This window comes from Pseudomonas grimontii (assembly GCF_007858185.1).
Lineage (GTDB): Bacteria > Pseudomonadota > Gammaproteobacteria > Pseudomonadales > Pseudomonadaceae > Aquipseudomonas > Aquipseudomonas grimontii.
In genome coordinates this window covers 1-19,346 of record NZ_VFES01000022.1, presented here as the reverse complement: position 1 = coordinate 19,346, position 19,346 = coordinate 1, and the positions used below count along the sequence as shown (strand labels likewise).

Annotated in this window: 15 protein-coding genes; 10 read left to right on the top strand and 5 right to left on the bottom strand. The window is 57.7% G+C overall.

What is annotated here, in order from left to right:
• The first annotated feature begins 4 nt into the window (after nt 1-4).
• Nucleotides 5-688 (top strand): ABC transporter ATP-binding protein, encoded by a 684-nt coding sequence (locus FIV39_RS26600; RefSeq protein ID WP_090407331.1) that lies wholly within the window; start codon nt 5-7, stop codon nt 686-688.
• Nucleotides 688-3,198, top strand: coding sequence for an ABC transporter permease (locus FIV39_RS26595; protein ID WP_090407335.1), 2,511 nt, complete (start codon nt 688-690; stop codon nt 3,196-3,198). The genes FIV39_RS26600 and FIV39_RS26595 overlap by 1 nt, the downstream gene beginning before the upstream one ends.
• Before the next feature lie 44 nt (nt 3,199-3,242).
• On the opposite strand, the gene greB is transcribed toward FIV39_RS26595, so the two are convergent.
• Together greB and FIV39_RS26585 are read right to left on the bottom strand one after the other, a co-directional pair.
• On the bottom strand, nt 3,243-3,716 hold the full coding sequence (gene greB, locus FIV39_RS26590; protein WP_053130756.1) for a transcription elongation factor GreB: 474 nt from the start codon (nt 3,714-3,716) through the stop codon (nt 3,243-3,245).
• 113 nt (nt 3,717-3,829) lie between these two features.
• A complete protein-coding gene (locus FIV39_RS26585) occupies nt 3,830-4,813 on the bottom strand; it encodes a hypothetical protein (protein WP_090407337.1) in 984 nt (327 codons plus the stop codon).
• A 212-nt stretch (nt 4,814-5,025) separates the two neighbouring features.
• Here FIV39_RS26585 and FIV39_RS26580 point away from each other — a divergent pair, with 212 nt between their 5' ends.
• Genes FIV39_RS26580 through FIV39_RS26570 form a run of 3 tightly spaced genes read left to right on the top strand, consistent with a single transcriptional unit; the run spans nt 5,026 to nt 8,435 of the window.
• Complete coding sequence (locus FIV39_RS26580; RefSeq protein ID WP_090407338.1) at nt 5,026-5,952, top strand: ATP-binding cassette domain-containing protein; 927 nt, start codon at nt 5,026-5,028, stop codon at nt 5,950-5,952.
• Nucleotides 5,949-6,674 (top strand): ABC-2 transporter permease, encoded by a 726-nt coding sequence (locus FIV39_RS26575; RefSeq protein WP_090407340.1) that lies wholly within the window; start codon nt 5,949-5,951, stop codon nt 6,672-6,674. The genes FIV39_RS26580 and FIV39_RS26575 overlap by 4 nt, the downstream gene beginning before the upstream one ends.
• A 15-nt stretch (nt 6,675-6,689) precedes the next feature.
• A complete protein-coding gene (locus tag FIV39_RS26570) occupies nt 6,690-8,435 on the top strand; it encodes a Gldg family protein (RefSeq protein ID WP_090407342.1) in 1,746 nt (581 codons plus the stop codon).
• Nucleotides 8,436-8,439: 4 nt separating this feature from the next.
• On the opposite strand, the gene FIV39_RS26565 is transcribed toward FIV39_RS26570, so the two are convergent.
• The 3 genes from FIV39_RS26565 to FIV39_RS26555 form a co-directional block, all read right to left on the bottom strand.
• Nucleotides 8,440-8,748 (bottom strand): hypothetical protein, encoded by a 309-nt coding sequence (locus FIV39_RS26565; protein WP_090407344.1) that lies wholly within the window; start codon nt 8,746-8,748, stop codon nt 8,440-8,442.
• A 260-nt stretch (nt 8,749-9,008) separates the two neighbouring features.
• Nucleotides 9,009-9,443, bottom strand: a complete 435-nt coding sequence (locus FIV39_RS26560; protein ID WP_017529401.1) for a DoxX family protein — start codon at nt 9,441-9,443, stop codon at nt 9,009-9,011.
• 103 nt (nt 9,444-9,546) lie between these two features.
• Nucleotides 9,547-10,968, bottom strand: a complete 1,422-nt coding sequence (locus FIV39_RS26555) for an MltF family protein (protein WP_146371648.1) — start codon at nt 10,966-10,968, stop codon at nt 9,547-9,549.
• A gap of 236 nt (nt 10,969-11,204) precedes the next feature.
• Between FIV39_RS26555 and FIV39_RS26550 the strand changes: the two genes are divergently transcribed.
• From FIV39_RS26550 to FIV39_RS34040, 5 genes are all read left to right on the top strand, one after another.
• Nucleotides 11,205-12,011 (top strand): TatD family hydrolase, encoded by an 807-nt coding sequence (locus FIV39_RS26550; RefSeq protein ID WP_090407349.1) that lies wholly within the window; start codon nt 11,205-11,207, stop codon nt 12,009-12,011.
• Nucleotides 12,012-12,107: 96 nt separating this feature from the next.
• Nucleotides 12,108-13,589, top strand: a complete 1,482-nt coding sequence (locus FIV39_RS26545; RefSeq protein WP_090407352.1) for a methyl-accepting chemotaxis protein — start codon at nt 12,108-12,110, stop codon at nt 13,587-13,589.
• Nucleotides 13,590-13,787: 198 nt separating this feature from the next.
• A complete protein-coding gene (locus tag FIV39_RS26540) occupies nt 13,788-18,515 on the top strand; it encodes an RHS repeat-associated core domain-containing protein (RefSeq protein WP_090407355.1) in 4,728 nt (1,575 codons plus the stop codon).
• On the top strand, nt 18,499-18,900 hold the full coding sequence (locus tag FIV39_RS26535) for an Imm50 family immunity protein (RefSeq protein ID WP_090407357.1): 402 nt from the start codon (nt 18,499-18,501) through the stop codon (nt 18,898-18,900). Before FIV39_RS26540 ends, FIV39_RS26535 begins: the two co-directional genes overlap by 17 nt.
• A 116-nt stretch (nt 18,901-19,016) precedes the next feature.
• A complete protein-coding gene (locus tag FIV39_RS34040; RefSeq protein ID WP_143513897.1) occupies nt 19,017-19,235 on the top strand; it encodes a polymorphic toxin type 47 domain-containing protein in 219 nt (72 codons plus the stop codon).
• The last annotated feature ends 111 nt before the right edge of the window (nt 19,236-19,346 follow it).

The window sequence follows — 19,346 nt, the reverse complement described above, 5'->3', positions numbered from 1 at the left end:
CTCCATGGGCGCAAGCATTCTCACCGCGCGAAACCTCAGCAAAGTGGTTCCCAGCGCGGAAGGTGAACTGACTATCCTGCACGAACTGAGCCTGGAACTGAACAAGGGCGATAGCCTGGCTATCGTCGGCAGCTCCGGTTCCGGCAAATCCACCCTCCTCGGCCTGCTGGCCGGCCTCGACCTGCCCAGCAGCGGTGAAGTCACCCTCGCCGGCCAGGCGCTCAGCACCCTCGACGAAGACCAGCGCGCGCGCATCCGTGCCGAACACGTGGGCTTTGTGTTCCAGTCGTTCCAACTGCTCGACAGCCTCAATGCGCTGGAGAACGTCATGCTGCCATTGGAGCTGGATGGCCGCAAAGACGCACGCGCACGCGCCAAGCATCTGCTGGAACGCGTGGGCCTCGGCCAGCGCCTGACCCACTCACCACGCCAGCTTTCCGGCGGCGAGCAGCAACGGGTGGCGATTGCCCGCGCCTTTGCCGCCGAACCGGACGTGCTGTTTGCCGATGAACCCACCGGCAACCTCGACAGCCACACCGGCGAGCGCATCAGCGACCTGCTGTTCGAACTCAATAAAGAGAACGGTACGACCCTGGTGCTGGTTACCCATGACGAGCGCCTGGCTCATCGCTGCCGACGCCTGATCCGCCTTGAAGCCGGCCTGATGGTCGCCCCCCTGGAGCCTTGATGGCACGCTTGCCGCTGTTGCGCCTGTTCAGCCTTGCCATGCGCCAATTACTGCGCGATGCCCGCGCCGGTGAATTGCGTGTGCTGTTCTTCGCCCTGTTGGTGGCTGTGGCCGCCAGTACCGCTATCGGTTATTTCGGTGCCCGCCTCAACGGTGCCATGCTGTTACGCGCCACCGAGTTCCTCGGCGCCGACCTGGTACTCGAAGGCAGCTCACCGGCCCGCCCCGAACAAATCAGATCCGGGACCGAACTGGGCCTGGATCACGCTCGCGTGGTTGAGTTTTCCAGCGTCATTGCCACCGATAATGGCATCCAGCTCTCCAGCATCAAGGCGGTCAACGAGCAGTATCCGCTGCGAGGTGAGCTCAAGAGCGCAGCAGCACCCTTTGGGGACGAAACCCCGGGCGGCGGACCGAAACCCGGTGAAGCCTGGGTGGAGTCACGGCTGCTGACAGCACTGGACCTGAAAGTCGGCGACAGTATCGATGTGGGTATGAAGACCTTGCGCCTGGCACGCGTATTGACCTACGAGCCGGATCGCGCCGGCAACTTCTATAGCCTGACGCCCAGGGTGATGATCAACCTGGCGGACCTGGACGCCACCGGGGTAGTCCAGCCAGGCAGTCGCGTCAGCTACCGCGAATTGTGGCGTGGGCCGCAGGCCAGCACCGCGCTGCAAACCTATCGTGACCTGATCAAGCCGGGGCTCGCCGCCAACCAGCGTCTTCAGGATTCACGGGACGGCAACCAGCAGATCGGCGGCGCCCTTGGCAAAGCCGAACGCTACCTGAACATGGCCAGCCTGGTGGCCGTACTGTTGGCCGGTGTAGCCGTAGCCCTCTCGGCCAACCGCTTTGCCACCCGACGTTTCGACGCCAGTGCGTTGCTGCGTTGCCTTGGGTTATCGCGACTCGAGGCCATGGTGCTGTTCAGCCTGCAATTGAGCGTATTGGGTTTGCTGGCGAGCCTGGCCGGCGCCCTGCTCGGTTGGCTGGCACAGTTTGGCCTGTTCTATTTCCTGCACGACCTGCTGCCGGCGGACGTTCCCCCAGGTGGACTGTTGCCGGCCATCGCCGGGATCGGCACCGGGCTGGTCGCTCTCGCGGGTTTCGCCCTGCCACCGCTGGCCGCACTCGGTCGCGTACCACCGCTGCGAGTGTTGAGGCGCGACCTGCTGCCCATCCCGTCCAGCACCTGGATGGTCTACGGCGCTGCGCTGTTCGCCCTGGGCCTGATCATGTGGCGCCTGAGCCTCGACCTGGTGCTGACCTTCGCCCTGCTGGGCGGCGGCGTGGTCGCCGCGCTGGTGCTGGGTGGCTTGCTTCTGCTGCTGTTGCAGAGCCTGCGACGCCTGTTGGCCAGAGCGTCCCTGCCCTGGCGCCTGGGCCTGGGCCAATTGCTGCGCCACCCGCTGGCGGCGGCAGGCCAGTCCCTGGCGTTCGGCCTGATCCTGTTGTCCATGGGCTTGATCGCCCTGCTGCGTGGCGAATTGCTGGACACCTGGCAAAACCAGCTGCCCAAGGACGCACCTAATTATTTCGCCCTGAATATCCTGCCGGCCGATAAGGACGCCTTCGGTGCCCGCCTGCTGGAAGTGCAGGCGCAGTCAGCGCCGCTGTACCCGGTCGTGCCAGGGCGGTTGATTAGTATCAATGGCGAGCCTGTACAGGAAATAGTCAGCAAGGACTCCAGTGGTGACCGCGCGGTACAACGCGACTTGAGCCTGACCTGGGCCGCCGACCTGCCGCCGGGCAATACCCTGACCGAAGGCTCATGGTGGTCGCAACAACCCACCGATGGAATTCCTGGAGTCTCGGTAGAAGCCAAGGTCGCGCAAAGCCTCAAGCTCAAGCTGAACGATCACCTGGTGTTCACCATTGCCGGGGAAAATCGCGAGGCGCGGGTTGCCAGCCTGCGAACCATCAACTGGGATAACTTCCAGCCGAACTTCTTCATGATTTTCCAACCGGGTACCTTGACGGACCTGCCGGCCACCTACCTGACCAGCTTCTACCTCGCCCCTGGGCATGATCAGCAGATCGTTGATCTGTCCCGCGCCTTTCCGGCGGTGACCATCCTGCAGGTGGAGGCGCTGCTGGAGCAACTGCGCAGCATCCTTGCCCAAGTGACCCTGGCAGTGGAATACGTGCTGTTGTTTGTACTCGCCGCAGGGATGGCCGTGCTGTTCTCCGGCCTGCAGGCCACATTGGATGAACGCATTCGCCAAGGCGCACTGCTGCGAGCACTGGGCGCAGAGCGCAAGCTGCTGGTCAAGGCGCGACGTATCGAGTTTGGCTTGTTGGGCGCAGTCAGTGGCTTGCTGGCAGCGCTGGGCACCGAGCTGGTGACGTGGGTGCTGTACCGCTATGCCTTCGACCTGGCCTGGCACCCGCACCCCTGGCTATTGCTGCTGCCTGTGATCGGCGCGGTATTGATCGGCGGTGCAGGGGTGTTCGGCACACGCCGTGCGTTGAATGCAAGCCCGCTGACCGTATTGCGCGAAGGCTGAGCGATCAATGACCCGCCTCCCTTACGGGGGCGGGCCAACGTCGCTTACTTCACGTACTCAATAGCGGTGATCCACCAGCACACCTCGCCTCCCGGGGTCTGCACAATGGCCTCATCGTCGACTTCCTTGCGCAGCAGCGCACGGGCCATCGGTGAATCGATGGAGATATAGTCCATCCGATCATAAATTTCGTCATAGCCGACAATGCGAAAACGCTTGGTCTCGCCCTGTTCGTTTTCAATATCGACCCAGGCACCGAAGAATACCTTTCCCTCCTGCTCGGGCATGTACTCCACCACCCGCATGTCTTCCAGGCGCTTGCGCAAGTAACGCACCCGCCGGTCGATTTCGCGTAGCAACTTCTTGTTGTACTGATAGTCGGCGTTCTCACTGCGATCCCCCAGGGAGGCGGCCCAGGTCACCTTGCGCGTGGTATCCGGACGCTTTTCGCGCCACAGGTAATCCAACTCTTTCTTCAGCGCTTCATGACCTTCTTTGGTAATCAGCTTGGTACTCAAACGCATGCATCCCCAGGCAATGTCCATAGGTGCCGATAGGCCAGGAAATTACACCCTGGCGTCGGTTCGCGGACATTGATGATAAATGAACCCGAGAAAGTAGCCAGGCCAGTCTAACCATCCAAGGCCTGATCCAGTTCAAGCAGCACACCCCGCAGGCTCTGTCGCATGCCCGATACTTGCGAGGTCATCGCCCGGAGTGCTTCGGCTCGCTGACTGACCGCCAACGACTGGTCATGCAGTTGAGTGGTGCGCTGCTCCAAATCCCGGGTCTTCTCATCCAACTGAGTTTGCTGCTGCTGCAATCGGGCCTGCCATTGATCAAGCGCCGTTTCCCGTTCGACTGCAGCGAGTTTTTGTTGGGTCAGCTCCTGAGCGACGCGCGCGAGGCTGGTCAGCGTACTGTCCACTTCGAACAAACTACCGTGGTCGGCTGGCGCCATAAGCTTGCGCTGCACCGAGGCGTCTGGCTCATTCAGGACAACAGGTGCAGCCTGCATAATGGTCACAGGCGCCTCGACTGGCATCTGCCGCGGCTCTTCTACAATAGGCTCGTGTACGGGAAGCTGGGTAGGCTCGGGAGGATTCGCCCCCGTGGCAGACACACTCATTTTCGACGAAAAGCGAATGGAAGGCACAATCAATGAAGCGCTTTCGATTGCCGGCATCATCGGAGCAGACATTCCCAGGGTGATCACTTTCATCACCAGCGCTTTCTTGATGATCACCGAGTGATGGTCCTCGGGCCTCGCAGGCGGCAGCTTGCAGCCTTTCAAATCGATAAAATGATAAGGAACCTGATTTTCGGTAGCACTACCCGTCTTAACGCCCGCCGCCGATGTAAGAATTTGTTTGAACACATGCATTGCCACATTCAGGTCGTCCTTGGACTCAACCCCGCCCAGAAAATACCTATCAAGTTTTTTGCGCAAGACTGCGACATAGACCCTGGAACTAGCCGGCTCAACCTCTTCATCCAAGCTATACACGAGGAAGTTGGAGGTAATCTGACCTACAGCAAACCCACAGAGCAATGCACCGTTGACCGGAGCATCCTGACCGTCACGTTCAAGAACAAGGGTACGTAGAAGCATCATGGTAATCAGGCCTCATTAAAAATTCGGAAAACATCTATAACCTTCAGACAAATACTCGACAATTAAAGGTCAATAAGCACAACACAATTGTTTCAGCGACCCGACTAGCGCGCACGTAGGAATTTTCTTATTAGCATTGATGGACGTTCCCAAAAACAGCTATTACTCGTACCCTTTTTTCAAACTCCCCCCCTACGGTCACACCAAGCTAAATGATCGAAATAATCAACTTGACAAAGCACCTGAACAAGAAAAAAATAATCAGCGATTTTTCATTTAGCGCAAACAAACAGGAATGCCTTGGACTATTTGGAGAAAATCCTACAGCTAAAACAGCACTTCTCGATCTAATATCGGGCTCAACCACCCCTTCCGGCGGGCATATAAAAATCCAAGGCATCAGTACTAAAGCCCATCCACTCAAAGCGAAAAAACTAATCGGCTACCAACTTCAAAAATGCGTCAGTCATCCTACGATGTCGGTTAAAGAGTTCCTTGACTACATCGCAGCCATTCGCGGACTACGTGGTACCGAAAAACACGCACAGGTGGAGCTGGCTGCGACACGACTGGAATTGTTGCCGGTGCTCAGCGAGCCACTCGCAGCGCTCTCCGTTGGCTTGAAGCGCAAGGTCTCCATTGCCCAGGCCATCCTGCATGGCCCGGCATTACTTTTACTGGATGAGCCGACCGAGGGGCTCGCACCCGATCAGAAACACAAATTCATGACGCTCATCCAGTCACTGACACAAGAAATGACGGTAATCGTCGCTTCCAACCACTGCGATGAATTGTCCAAGCTCTGTACACGCGCACTGGTTATCGCCGGTGATCGCTTGGTGGCCGATACTCTCATGCCTGATTTGCAACGGGACTCTCGCCATTTCCAGGCGGTCACCCTCGCTGCAGACGCCCCCTTGGACCTGCTGGCGCTCGCCGTACTGCCCGGGGTGGCAGGCATTGAAGAACATCGGCATGCCCCCGGTACAGTGACCGTCCTGGCCATGCCGGGGCACACCATCTACCCCCATATAAATACGCTCATTGCCAATCGCGGCTGGAAAATCAACTCACTGAACGTAGAGCCAGGTCGCATTAGCGACGTAGTTCACTATCTGAGCCGAGAGACCCCCCTTTGAAACTGCTGCCCGTCATTTTCAAGCGTCAGCTCGCTCATCATGCTGGCACCCCCAGCACCTATCTGAGTGTTGCCATTTTTTCAGTAGTGTCCGTGGCGCTGGGGCTGCACATGAGTTCTTGGCCAGAAGAAGACAGCAGCAACTTGCAGGTTTTCTTCCAGCTACACCCCTGGCTCTATTTTTTATTGATCCCTGTATTGGCGGCACAACTCTGGGCGGACGAGTCCAATACAGGTTTTCGCGACCTTATGAAAACATTACCCATCACGACCTTTGAATGGGTTATGGGTAAATTTTTTGCTGCCTGGGTCGTGTCGGGCATAGCCCTGATATTGACCTTCCCTCTCGTCATCATTGCCAATTACTTGGGCGGGGCGGACAACAGCGTTATCGCCTCGCAATTCATGTCGAGCTGGTTGCTGGCAGGCAGTTATTTATCTGTCGGTTGTTTTATTTTCACGCTGGTGCGTCAACGCACTGCCCTCTTCATATTGACAGTGGGCTTAATGCTCACTGTCAGTGGGTTCTCTTATTTGCTCGATGCACTTGAACATCAAGCCCCACTCTGGGCGGTAGACAGCCTGGTCTCCCTCAGCCCTTTTTCGAGGTACAGCGCTATCGACAATGGAAAATTCACGCTTCGTGACACACTTTACTTCATTAGCATGATCTTAGCCTTTCTCTCAGCGACAACAGTAACCCTCAACTACAAACATAGCTGAGAAGGAAAGCCTTCTATGCGACCGACTCTGCGCCCCGGCATGACACTCACTGTCATCTGGTTACTATTCCTGGCGTTCAACTTAGTGTGGGTAGGAAAGCTTCCTGATATCCGATGGGACTTTTCACAAGAGAAAACCCATACGTTATCTCCTCAAGTACGACAGTTACTCGCGTCACTGGAACACCCTCTGGATTTATATTACTTCAATGCCAAGAACGACCCGGAACGAAGCTACGCCTTGAAGCGCTATGGCAAGCGCATCAAAGACCGGTTGCAGGAGTACGAAAAAGCAGCGAAGGGCATGATTAACCTGCATCTTATTGATCCCGTGCCTTTTTCAGAAGACGCCTACAAAGCAAGGCTTTTCGGTCTCGACGACACTGCGGGCTTCATGGGTCTGATCGGCACCCGCGCCGGCCACGGAGCACAACGCATCGGCTCATTCAGCTTGGACCGGGAGCCATTGCTCGAATATGAAATCAGCCATCTGATCTACAAGTTGCAACATCCGGAGCGCCCCGTTATCGGACTGCTTTCAGGGCTGGAGATGGGAGAATCTGCAGGCCGGCTGCTGGGGGAACTGCGGCGACATTTCAGCCTTATCAACTTGGAAGCGACCGCCAAGGGCGTACCGGAACAAGTCAAAACGCTCATGGTCGTGCACCCACAGGCGCTGCCTGCGCAATCGCTGTATGAAATTGAACAGTTTGTATTGAGGGGAGGTAAATTGATGGTATTTATCGACCCCGTAAGCGAGCAAAGCTTGGGCATCACATCCGCCCCATCGCGACTGGCTGAGTTGCTTGCCGCCTGGGGGATAGAGATGCCAGCGGATAAATTCCTGGTCGACCACCGCTACGCGGCGTCGCAGGCTCCAGAGCCTGGGGAGCTCACAGTGCAGTATCCGGTCAGGTTGAACCTGCCTCGGCAGGCAATGAACACGTACGATATCAGCACCTGGAAATTGAATACCGTGACGGTATCGAGCAGCGGCGCACTCTTTGGCAGCAAAAAAGCTCGCACAACCCTCACTCCCCTTCTGCAAAGCTCCGGTCAATCCGAGTTGCTGGAAACCAACCGGTTTGCGTCAGCAATCGAGGTCGACTCCACGACCGATGAGGCCTCCCCCCGAGCGCAACAGCATGTGATTGCAGCCCGTATAGAGGGACCGGCCTATTCAGCATTCCCCGACGGCATTGAAGGGACGCCGACAGGTTTGCAAGAAGCGGCGCAGATCCATGTAGTGGTAGTCGCCGACACCGATTTACTCATGGATCAATTCAACAGCTCAGCACCCGATAGCAACGCGCTGTTTATCTTGAATACACTGGATAACTTGGCCGCCGGTGATGCGCTGACCAATATTCGCCCCCGCGCGCCAGCGGACACATCACCGCACAAGCTGGAACGGATGCGCCACAGCGCCGAACAGGCCTACGGTCAGAGAGCGATTGAATTGGAGCGGCGCCTGCTACGGACGGAACAGGAATGGCAAATGCTGAACCCAATGACGGTCCCCCTCGGCTCCCAGTCAGTGGACACTAACAACCAACTGGTGGCGCTCAACAAGGAACGCCTACGCTTACCGATGGAATTACATGCCTTGAGGGCCGAGACATACGCGCAGGTGCATCGCCTGGAGTTCGCTATAAAAATGGTCGCGACCTTGGCGATACCGCTGATGCTATGCCTTGTTGCCTGGATGGTTTTTCTAGGTAATCGACGGCGTCGATTGCAAGCGGAGGTCGTGCTCCACTGACCGTTCAACGCCTGGCAATCAGCCCCTGCCGGGCAATGCGTGTCAATTGTCGAATGACTTCCTGCGCGTTGCTCGCGCTGGGGGCCTGGATAACCGCCAGATCGAAGCTGTTATTCGCAAAACGAGCAAGAGAGTCGCCATCTTCAACAAACTGAATCAAGAATGCCGATGGCCGCCCGCTGCGACGTGGCCACCCGTCCAGATAACGTAAGAGCGTAGGCTGGTGCTTACCGCCCAGGAGGATTTTCGGATTGCGTTGGGTGAGGTCCGCGGTGATCGGGGCCAGGCGTATCAGGGGGCGTAGTGCATTCATTGTGTCGTGTCTCTGCCTCAAAAGTCTGCGGGCAGGTGAGAGGCAACACCGAACCAGCGCTTTAGCGGTATTTCGAAGTTGCCTCCGCAGGGGAAGACAGGCTTCTGTCGGGTCCTATTGAGACCCAGTGGCGCCCCGCAATTAGCTGTTTAAATCGGCGCATGAGCAGCATCCTAGAGAAGCCGGTGGGGCGGTGTCAAGAATCCTGAGCAACGAAAAGGCCCGCGCATGGCGGGCCTATCCAGGGTGTTGCAGAGCGATCAGTTAGCGATGGCGCGGTCGGCAGACAGTTTGCCGGCACCTTCCAGCAGCACCGCCAGGGAGCCGCCCAGCAAGGCCAGTGCGAACTCATAACCGTTGTTGGCCATGAACAAACCGTTATGGATATGCACCGAGAAGATCGCCACCAGCGACAGAATGGTCAGGCCCAAGGCGGCCGGGCGTACCAGCAAACCGATGATCAGGGCCAGGCCGGCAAAGAACTCGGTTCCGCCCGACAGCAGCGCCATCAGGGTACCCGGCGCCAGGCCGATGCTTTCCATCCACTGGGCGGTGCCTGCCAGGCCATAGCCGCCAAACCAGCCGAAGAGTTTTTGCGAACCATGGGCGGCGAAGATGATGCCGACCACGATGCGCAGGATGGTCAGGCCGTAGCCGGCACGAGTGGACAACAGGCTTTTGATCATTGGGCTCATGGGGTGAATCCTTTTCGAAGTAGGGGTTGGTTGGCCGCTATATTAATCAGTTTAAGCAATGATAAAAGCCGAAAAAATGCCTGATTAATATCGATAAAATCGATTATTTCCGTGAAGCGATTTTCGGCGATGGCGGCTCCAGGGACTCTCGCTCCCGATCGAACGCCAAGTAGTACTTGTTGACGCTATTAACATAGCTGACGCCCCCCATTCCCACCTGCTCCATGGCAATGCGTTCCACCTGGAAAAACCATTGGTTGGGATTCAGTCCACGGCGCCTGGCCTCGGCGCGCATACCCTGCACTCGCTCCGGCCCCATGTTGTACGCGGCCAATACGAAGGCCATGCGCTCGCGCTCGTTGAGCTTGGGGCTGGCGAAGAATTTGCGACGGATCAACGCCAGGTAACGCGCGCCCGCCTGCACATTACTGTCGAGACTTTCGATATTGTTGACGCCCACCCGCTGCGCCGCCGAAGGGGTGATCTGCATCAGGCCGGTTGGGCCTCCGCTGTTGCGCGCACCCGGGTCGAAGGCAGACTCCTTGAACGCCAGCGCCGCGAGGTTCAGCCAGTCCATGCCTTGCTCACGAGCGTGTTTTTGTAACACCGGGCGCAGTTTTTCCAGGCGCTGGCGGTCGGCGCGGGCCAGCGGGTTGCGCACCTGGTAGAGGCGTCGGTAGATGCGCTGGAATGCCACATCCTGATCGGACGGTGTGCGATAGGTCTTGAGAAATCGATCAATACTGGCCCGCAGCATCGAGGCGTCCTGGCGCACAAACCAGTACTCGTCACCCGGTTCGCTGATCGCCACCTGCTTGTCGAAGCGCAACTTGGGCAGGATCTTCGACCAGCGTTCAGCAATCGGCTTCTCGACGATAGTCAGGTGAAAAATACCCGCCTGGACCATCTCCAGCACATCCTCCACGGCCAGGGTGGGGTCAACCCATTCCACCTTGACCGGCGGCTGTTTGTGCAAGGCCAGCTTCTGGTTGACCTGGCTGATGGCATCCGCCGCCGCGCTGCCGGTGGTCAGCGCCAGGGTACGCCCGGACAACTGCTCCAGCTTGGTAAACCGCCGCTCTCCCTTCACCCCGACCAGCCATAACGGCACACCACTGGCGATCGGATCGCTGGTGCTGATCTTGTGCGCGGCCTTTACATCCAGCAATTCACCGGGGGCCACCAGGTCGCCTTCGCCACGAGCCAGTGCGCCGAGCAGTTGGTCCTTGGCCTTGGGAATGATCCTGAGGTTGATTTCCTGGCCATCACGGGCGTGGCCATTGAGGTATTGCTCGAACGCACGCAGGCGATGGTATTCGACACCGATGGCCTGGCCCTGGACCTCGCCGGAACTGTTACGGCTCTGGTTGACCAGTACACGCAGGGTGCGACTCGAGCGAATCTCCGCCAGGTCGCGCACTTTGCCGGGCTTGGTCACTTCCAGCGGCCCGTCCAGACGCGCGACCGCCGCCATGGGCAGCAGCAGCGTCAGGCACAACATAAGCAACGCCGAGGGTCGGATCATCCGCTCTCCGGAAAGAATACTGGCCAATGCCCTCGCGAAAAACGAGGTATTGGGGGTCAGAAACAGAGCGCTTTAAGCGCTGGCAAGACGCGCAACGGTGGCACAGTGCGAGGCGTTCAGCCAACCACGATGTCACTTGCGACGTTCAAAGACAGCTATAACTCGTTGTAGTTCTTAGTTTTTCTTATAAATCTACAGCTCTGATATGCTTTCCGGCCGCAGGCGGAGATAGCACCATGCAACTCATTGATATCGGCGTCAACCTGACCAACCCCAGTTTCGACGAGAAGCACCAGGCCGTTCTCGACCGCGCCTATGCGGCCGGCGTGCAACAATTGGTGCTGACCGGCACTAGCGTCGACGGCAGCGAACAGGCCTTGGAACTGTGCGTAAACCTCGATGACAGCGGCCAACGCCTGTTCAGTACTGCCGGCATCCACCCCCACTCCGCCAGCGATTGGAACGGCGATAGCGCCAAGCGTCTGCGCGGTTTACTCAGCGAAAGCCGCGTACGTGCGGTGGGCGAATGCGGGCTGGATTTCAACCGTGACTTCTCACCCCGCCCGCAACAGGAAAAAGTCCTGGAAGAGCACTTGGCTCTGGCGGTTGAGCTCAAGCTGCCGGTGTTTCTCCACGAGCGCGACGCCAACCAACGCCTGCTGGAGATCCTCAAGGACTACCGCGACCACCTGAGCGCCGCCGTGGTGCATTGCTTCACCGGCGAACAACAGGCGCTGTTCAGCTACCTCGATCTCGATTTGCACATCGGCATCACCGGCTGGATCTGCGATGAACGCCGTGGGACTCACCTGCATCCGCTGGTCGGAGAAATTCCTCGCGGTCGTCTGATGCTCGAGAGCGATGCGCCCTACCTGCTGCCGCGCACCCTGCGTCCAAAACCGAAAAACGGCCGTAACGAACCGGCCTACCTACCGGAAGTGCTGCGCGAAGTCGCCCTGCACCGCAACGAAACGGTGGAGGACCTGGCTCAGCACAGCACCGCCTGTGCCCGCGCGTTTTTTGGACTGCCTGCGGTGGATTGATGCGGCGCATTGACCCATGTCAAAACCGTTTTTCTGAGTAGCGGCACAATAATGGCACCTTGCCAATGCTGTTTCCGCTATCAGAGAAAACCTTCCATGGGTGCCTGGCTTAGCAATATCTCGCTGAAATACAAATTCTGGGCCGTCAACGCGGTCGCCTTTATCACGACCCTGCTTCTGGTGCTGTACGCCGTGCATCTCGAGCAGCAATCGCGCAGCCAGGCGTCCCAGGCCTCGGCACAAGCCCAGGCGCAATTGCTCGGTGCCTGGCCGGCCGACAAAGCCCTGCCCAAGAGCGAGCACTGGCTGACATTTGCCCGCGGCCAAGTCCCACAGCTTGCCGATCAGGATCTGACAGCCCTGAGCACCACCACGGGTTGGGTCGAACTCAACCACATGCCGCTGTTCGGCGAAAACACGCTGATGGGCGCAGAAGTGATCGCCCGCCCTGATGGGCAATACATTGCCGTGCTCGCCCACGCACCCAGCCTCAGCCAAGTATTCAGTGAACGCTTCGCCAACTATGCCGTGGCGGTGCTGATCCTGATGCTGGCGATGCTCTGCGCGTCGCAATTGCTGATCCGCTTTCTGCTCAGCCAGCTCAATACCCTCAAGGACGTGATGCTGCACGTGGAGAAAACCGGCGACCTGTCGGCCCGCGTGCCATTGGCCTGCAAGGATGAAGTCGGCCAGATGGCCAGCGCCTTCAATGCCATGCAAGCGGGCTATCAGCGAGTGGTCAACACCGTCGCGCGCACCGCCAAGCTACTGGACGATGGTGCCGCTCGATTGGCCAGCAGCATGAACGAGGTACAACACGGCATGCTTGGCCAGCAAAGCGAGACCGACCAGGCCGCCACCGCCATCAACGAAATGACCGCCACCGTCTACCACATCGCCCAACATGCCGGCGCCACCCGCGACTTGTCCCAGACCGCCGACACCCTCGCTGGCAGCGGTCAGGAAGTGGTCACCCGCGTACAACATTCAATCGCCGGCCTGTCTTCCGGCGTGCAACAGACCGCCGAAATGATCCAAAAGCTGGCCGAGGACAGCCAGAAAATCAACAGCGTGGTCAGTGTGATCCACAGCATCGCCGAACAGACCAACCTGCTCGCCCTCAACGCCGCCATCGAAGCCGCTCGCGCCGGGGAAATGGGCCGTGGGTTTGCCGTGGTCGCTGACGAAGTGCGCAACCTGGCCAAGCGCGTGCAAAGTTCCACCGACGAAATCACCCGCATGGTCTCAGCCCTGCAGGCCGGCACCCGCGACGCGGTGGACTTCATGCAGGAAAGCTCGTTCAAGGCCGACGACTGCGTACAACAAGCCCTGGAAGCCGGCACAGCGCTCGCCGAAATCACCAGCGCCGTGGCGCAGATGCGTGAAAGCAACACCCAGATCGCCGTCGCCGCCGAACAGCAAAGCCATGTGGCCGAAGAGATGAACCGCGCGGTGGTGAGCATTCGTGATGTGACCGAAAACACCGTGCAACAGACGGTTGATTCGGCGACCACCAGCAATGAGCTGGCGACGTTGGCTGGGGAGTTGAGCAAGGCGATTGGGCAACTGAAGCTGTAGGGCTTCTCCACCTGTAATCCGACTCCTACGATCGACTCCCCGTTTACCCGAAGTTTTGGCGAACCCTCCTAGCCGTCCTGGCGAATAGCGCCGACTTCTTTACCTGACGAACCTCTCCAAAGTCTCTCGCCTGATCATTCAGTGCGAGGGACCGCCGATGCACCTACCCGTTAATGCCCAGGTTGTCTGGGCTGCCTCTTGATTCCTGTCATTGCCAGCTTTGTCCTGGCCCCCATGGATGCCAAGGCGCCGGACGTTGAGCGCGTCTTTCGTGACTTTCGCGGTTGCCTGAACACCTTTGATGAGTGGGCCGGGAGCTTCTGGAGTGTTTCGGCACTGGAAGTGGAGCAAGTGTTCAAAGTTGGGGAAGAGGTGGCGCTGGTGGCGCCGGTCTCTTCCAACGCCCCAAGTAAAACGGTCGCCACGTGCGATACCCAGGGATCGTTGACTCTGGTGCATATGTTCGAAAGCACTCGATTTGTGCCAATCGGCAATACGCCGGTGATGCTGCAAGCCATTGCCCAGGACGGCAGCCCGCTCGGCGCACCACTCCATCGAACCATCGGCCCCAGCGGCATCCTCGAAATCACCGAGTGTGATCGCAACCAGCCGTACCAAATCACCTTCTATCCCAACGTTTCCAAGGATCACGTCAAGGCGCTGTATGCGTCTTATCAGTCGGTGATCGCGGGATTGGAAGGTCGCCTGCGTGACGAATGGACCAAGACCTTCCAGCCCCAATGGGACGACTTCGCCAACGCCACGCCGCTCGAACGTAGCGCGATGCAAGGTTTGGCGTTTTCAAGCGGGATGGCCAAGGCGCTCTACAACCTGTGGGACAACGTTACGCAGCTGTATGACTTGCTGGCGGACCTTAAGGCCAACAGCGAGAAATTGCTGCAGTACATCACCCAGGCCGAACTTGATGAACTGCTGAGGCTGGGCAGCGACGCCATCGCAAAGGGGCTGTTGGTGCTCAGCGATGAGCCGCTGCTGTTTATCTATCTGTCGGCCATGGTCAGTTGGATACGCCTGCTACCGCCGCCCGAGATGTATGAAGTGCTGGGCGAGATCACCGGAGAGGTACTGATCAATCTATTTCTGATCTGGGCGACCCGTGGCATGGGCGTGCAGATTCGCCTGGGCGCTCAGGTGCTGGGACATATCAAATCCGGACGAGCGCGCCAGTGGCTGGAGAGGCTGGCTGATCAGTTGGTGGGGCCGAAGTTGGACGCGCATGTCGAGGCGGTGAAGCCTTTGCTGCTCAGTGGCCCGACGACAGCGATCAAAACCGTACCGGTTGCGCCGTTGAAGGCTGGGGAGCATGTGGTTTCGAACCCCGTGCCGGCGGTTCGCAAGAAGACCCAGCAGACGGTATTGGTCAGGCAGGAGCCTGTGGATGATGTGCCTGTTTCGGGGAAGAACCCGAATGGGGATGCGGCGGCGGCTTCGGATAAGACGGTAACCAACGGCTGCCCCGTGTCGATGGTTACCGGGGAGGAGTTGCTCACTCTCACCGATGGCACGTTGGATGGGATCTTGCCGTTTGAGTGGACCCGGTTGTATCGCACCAGTGCGGTGGAAGTGGATGGCGGGTTGGGGTTTGGCTGGAGTCATTCGCTGGCGCATCGGCTGGTGGTGTCGGGCGATTCCGTCGTGTGGACGGACCATGAGAACCGCAGTACTTCGTTTCCGATGCCGACCGTTGCTCGGCCTGCAATCACCAACAGCTTGGCCGAAGCAGCGATCTATTTGGGCGCATCGCCAGATGAATTAGTGCTGGCCCAGGCATCGCGGTTTTATCACTTTCGCGACGGTGTGCTGGTCTCGATCAGTGATGCGTACGACAACCGGCTGCGGATTTCTCGGGATTATTTGGGGCGGATTGAGCGGCTGGATAACGGGGCGGGTTGTGCGCTGTTCCTGCGCTATGCGTCGGGTCGCATCGTGGCAGTGGACTACCAGGTGCAGCGGGCCAAGGGACGTGAACCCTACGTTTGGGTCACGGAGCAGAACGTCGTTTCCTACGCCTATGACGACGCTGGCCGGCTGGTCTCGGCGACCAATGCGATAGGCGAAAGCGAGGTTTATCGCTACGACGATCAGCACGTGATTCTTGAGCGTGGGCTGGCCGGTGGGGCGAGTTTCTTTTGGGAATGGGAACGGGCTGGCAAGGCCGCGCGGTGTGTGCGGCATTGGGCCAGTTTTTCCCAGATGGATACGCGGTATGCCTGGGGAGATGACGGCCGTGTCACGGTACATAACGCCGATGGCAGCCAGGAAGTGTATGTCCATGACGACCGGGCGCGGCTGGTACAGCGGATTGATCCGGACGGTGCTTCGCATTTCAAATCCTATGACGACAAGGGTCGGCTGACGGTCGAGCAGGATCCTCTGGGCGCTGTGACGGCGTATCAGTACGACGAAGCCGGACGGTTGGTGGCGTTGTTTCCCGGGGATGATGAGCCAACAACCTACGAGCATGACAATGGCTTCGTACGGGTTGTAAGGCGGGGTCTGGCGGTCTGGAAGTACGAGCGCAATGACCAGGGCGATGTCATTCGTAAGATCGATCCCGACGGCCATGTCACGGACTACAGCTACAACAAATACGGGCAACTGGTTGGGGTTTGGTATCCCGATCACAGTTGTCAGCGACTGGTGTGGAATGATCGTGGGCAGCTCATAGAGGAACAACTGCCCAATGGCGGGATCAAGCGGTACCGCTATGACGATCTTGGCCGACAGATTGCCCGTGAGGATGAACATGGGGCGCTGACCCAGTACCAATGGGACAGTGTCGGTCGGTTAACGCGTGTCGCTTTACCCGGCGGTGCTTGTAGGGAATACAGCTACAACCCCTACGGAAAAATCACCGCCGAACGCGATGAACGGGGCCACGTTACTCGCTACGAATACGCCGACGGCCTGCACCTGATCAGTCGGCGCATCAACGCCGACGGTACCCAGGTCAACTACCGCTACGACAATGCGCGATTACTGCTGACCGAGATCGAAAACGAGGTTGGCGAGACCTACCGACTTGCTTATCACCCCAACGGGCTGATCCAGCAGGAAACCGGGTTTGACGGGCAGCGTACGGCGTATGCCTACAACCTCAACGGCAATCTGCTGGAAAAGACCGAATACGGCGACGATGGCAGTCAGTTAGTCACTCGTTACGAACGCGATCACGCTGACCGCCTCGTACGAAAAACCCTGCCCGACGGCGGCCTTGTTGAATATGCCTACGACCGTCAGGGCAACCTTCTCAGCGTCGATGACGGCCACTGGGCGCTGGCCTACGAATACGACCAACAAAACCGCCTCACCGCCGAACACCAAGGCTGGGGCACCTTGCGCTACGGCTACGACGCCTGCGGCCAACTTAAAAACCTGCGCCTGCCCGACAACAACCGCTTGGTGTTCAACCACAGCAAAGGCGGCCACCTCGCCAACGTCGAATTAAACGGCGCGCCGCTGACCTCCCATCTGTTCAAGGCCGGCCAAGAACACCAACGCCAACAAGGCCAACTCCTCAGCCACTACCACTACGACGACCAGCAACGCCTGCACGCCCACGCGATCACCCAGCAACAAGATCACCTCTACCAACGTCAATACGACTACGACAAAACCGGCAACCTCACCCGCCTGCTCGACACCCGCAAAGGCGAACACCACTACCACTACGATCCCGTAAGCCGCCTCACCCGCGCCGACCACTCCCAAGACCTGCAGGAACGCTTCGGCCACACCCCTGCCGGCACCCTGCTGATGCAAGACCGCCCCGGCCCCGACATCGTTGCCGGCAACCGCCTAATGATCCAAGGCGACCGTCAGTACGACTACGACGCCTTCGGCAACCTGATCCGCGAACGACGGGGCCGTGGGCACGCGCTGATTACCGAATACCGCTACGACTGCCAACACCGCCTGATCGGCATTACCCAACCCAACGGCCAAACCGCGAGCTATCGCTACGACCCGTTTGGGCGGCGCATCAGCAAAACCGTTGACGGCCTAACGACGGAGTTTTTCTGGCAAGGCGACAAGCTGATTGCTGAACACCATGCGGAACGCCATCGCACCTATCTCTATGAACCGGATAGCTTTCGCCCGCTGGTTCTGTTGGAAGGCTTTGGGCCACAAGACACCAACGCTTTCCACTACCAACTCGACCACCTCGGCACACCGCAGGAACTCACCGAACCGGATGGCGAAATCGTCTGGTCCGCCCACTACCGCGCCTACGGCCAGATCAGCCGTCTCGACAAAGGCAAAATCGACAACCCGCTACGGTTTCAGGGTCAGTACTTTGATCAGGAAAGCGGACTGCACTACAACCGTCATCGCTACTACAATCCAGATATTGGTCGTTATCTGACGCCGGACCCGGTGAAGCTGGCGGGTGGGATCAATGCGTACTTGTACGCGCCCAACCCGACCGGGTGGGTTGATCCTTTGGGGCTCAGCGCAAATTGCCCTGGATCAATAAGGAAAAATCCCGCTTGCGCTACTCCTACTGAACCGGATGCCCCTGACGTTTCTCGTAAGGGGGCTTTCAGGCAAGCTAAAAGAGATGCCCATATACCGATGAATCAGAGCCCAGATGTGATGACCCACCCGAAAACAGGACGGACGACACAGTACAAAATAGAAAATATGACCGATTTGAATGATAAAAAAATACTGGATGCCACCGGCCACCCCATCAAGACGAGGGTATATCAATTTACAAGAAAAGATGGCTCACAAGTCCTTATTCAAGATCATTCTGCAGGGCATAAATACGGTAGAGCAGATGGAATTGGAGATCAAACAACACATTTCAATCTACGACCTATTGAACAACCCCGGAACGGAAAGCTCATCGACGCAGAAGCACACTACTTCTTCAGGAAAAAAAATGAAATACTGGAATGAACTAGATAAAAACATATTCTTTGAAAAAATTTTTAGCCAGCCTGTAGAGATAGGAGAAATCACTCTCTTCTCCTTACAAATAGACAATGATCGACCGTCTCTGGGGATTGGGTTCGACATACCTGATTTCCCAGATATTCTACCGGAAAAATGGAAAAACAAAGGTTACAACGTTTGCAGACTTGGTGTTGATTGTCATGGCATTAGCGATCTAAAAATACTCAACATACCCGGCCGAGATAATTTTTACGTAAGCGTAAAAAAAGAAAAGGGTCAACTCTGCTTCTATGCTGCCAACAAAAACTCCTTAATCGAATTTAAGTCCAAGAGCATCTCAATTTGCGACCCTAACGTTTACATCAGAGGTAATGATGAAAATTTTTAAAATAACAGACATTAGAAATCAAAGTCAGTCATACGCTTCTTGTGCACATGGGCGACCATGAGTTCTTTATTTTCGCATGAACGTGGCTTGCCACATTGCATTCTGTCAAGTGATGAATGCAGCGTATCCAAATTAGAGTAAAGACTAGCATGGAAGTCATTTCCAAAAAACGGCGTGTACAAAGCGGCCCAAATAAAGTGGCCGAAGTAAATATTGATGACCCAATACTAGTCCCAAGCAAAGAAGGGCCGAAATCACCTCATATTGGTTATCAACCCCCCGGAAAGAGAGCGGGCGGAGGGGCAAAAAGAGGTCATATTGTAGTGGTCAACTAATCCCGGACACGACGTTAAGTTTTTTCTCGGCCTGAGCCGGTGGCAGCCCACCATTAAATTGGTGCGGTCGAATCCAGTTGTACCGGTGCATCAAAAAATGGCTGATATCCC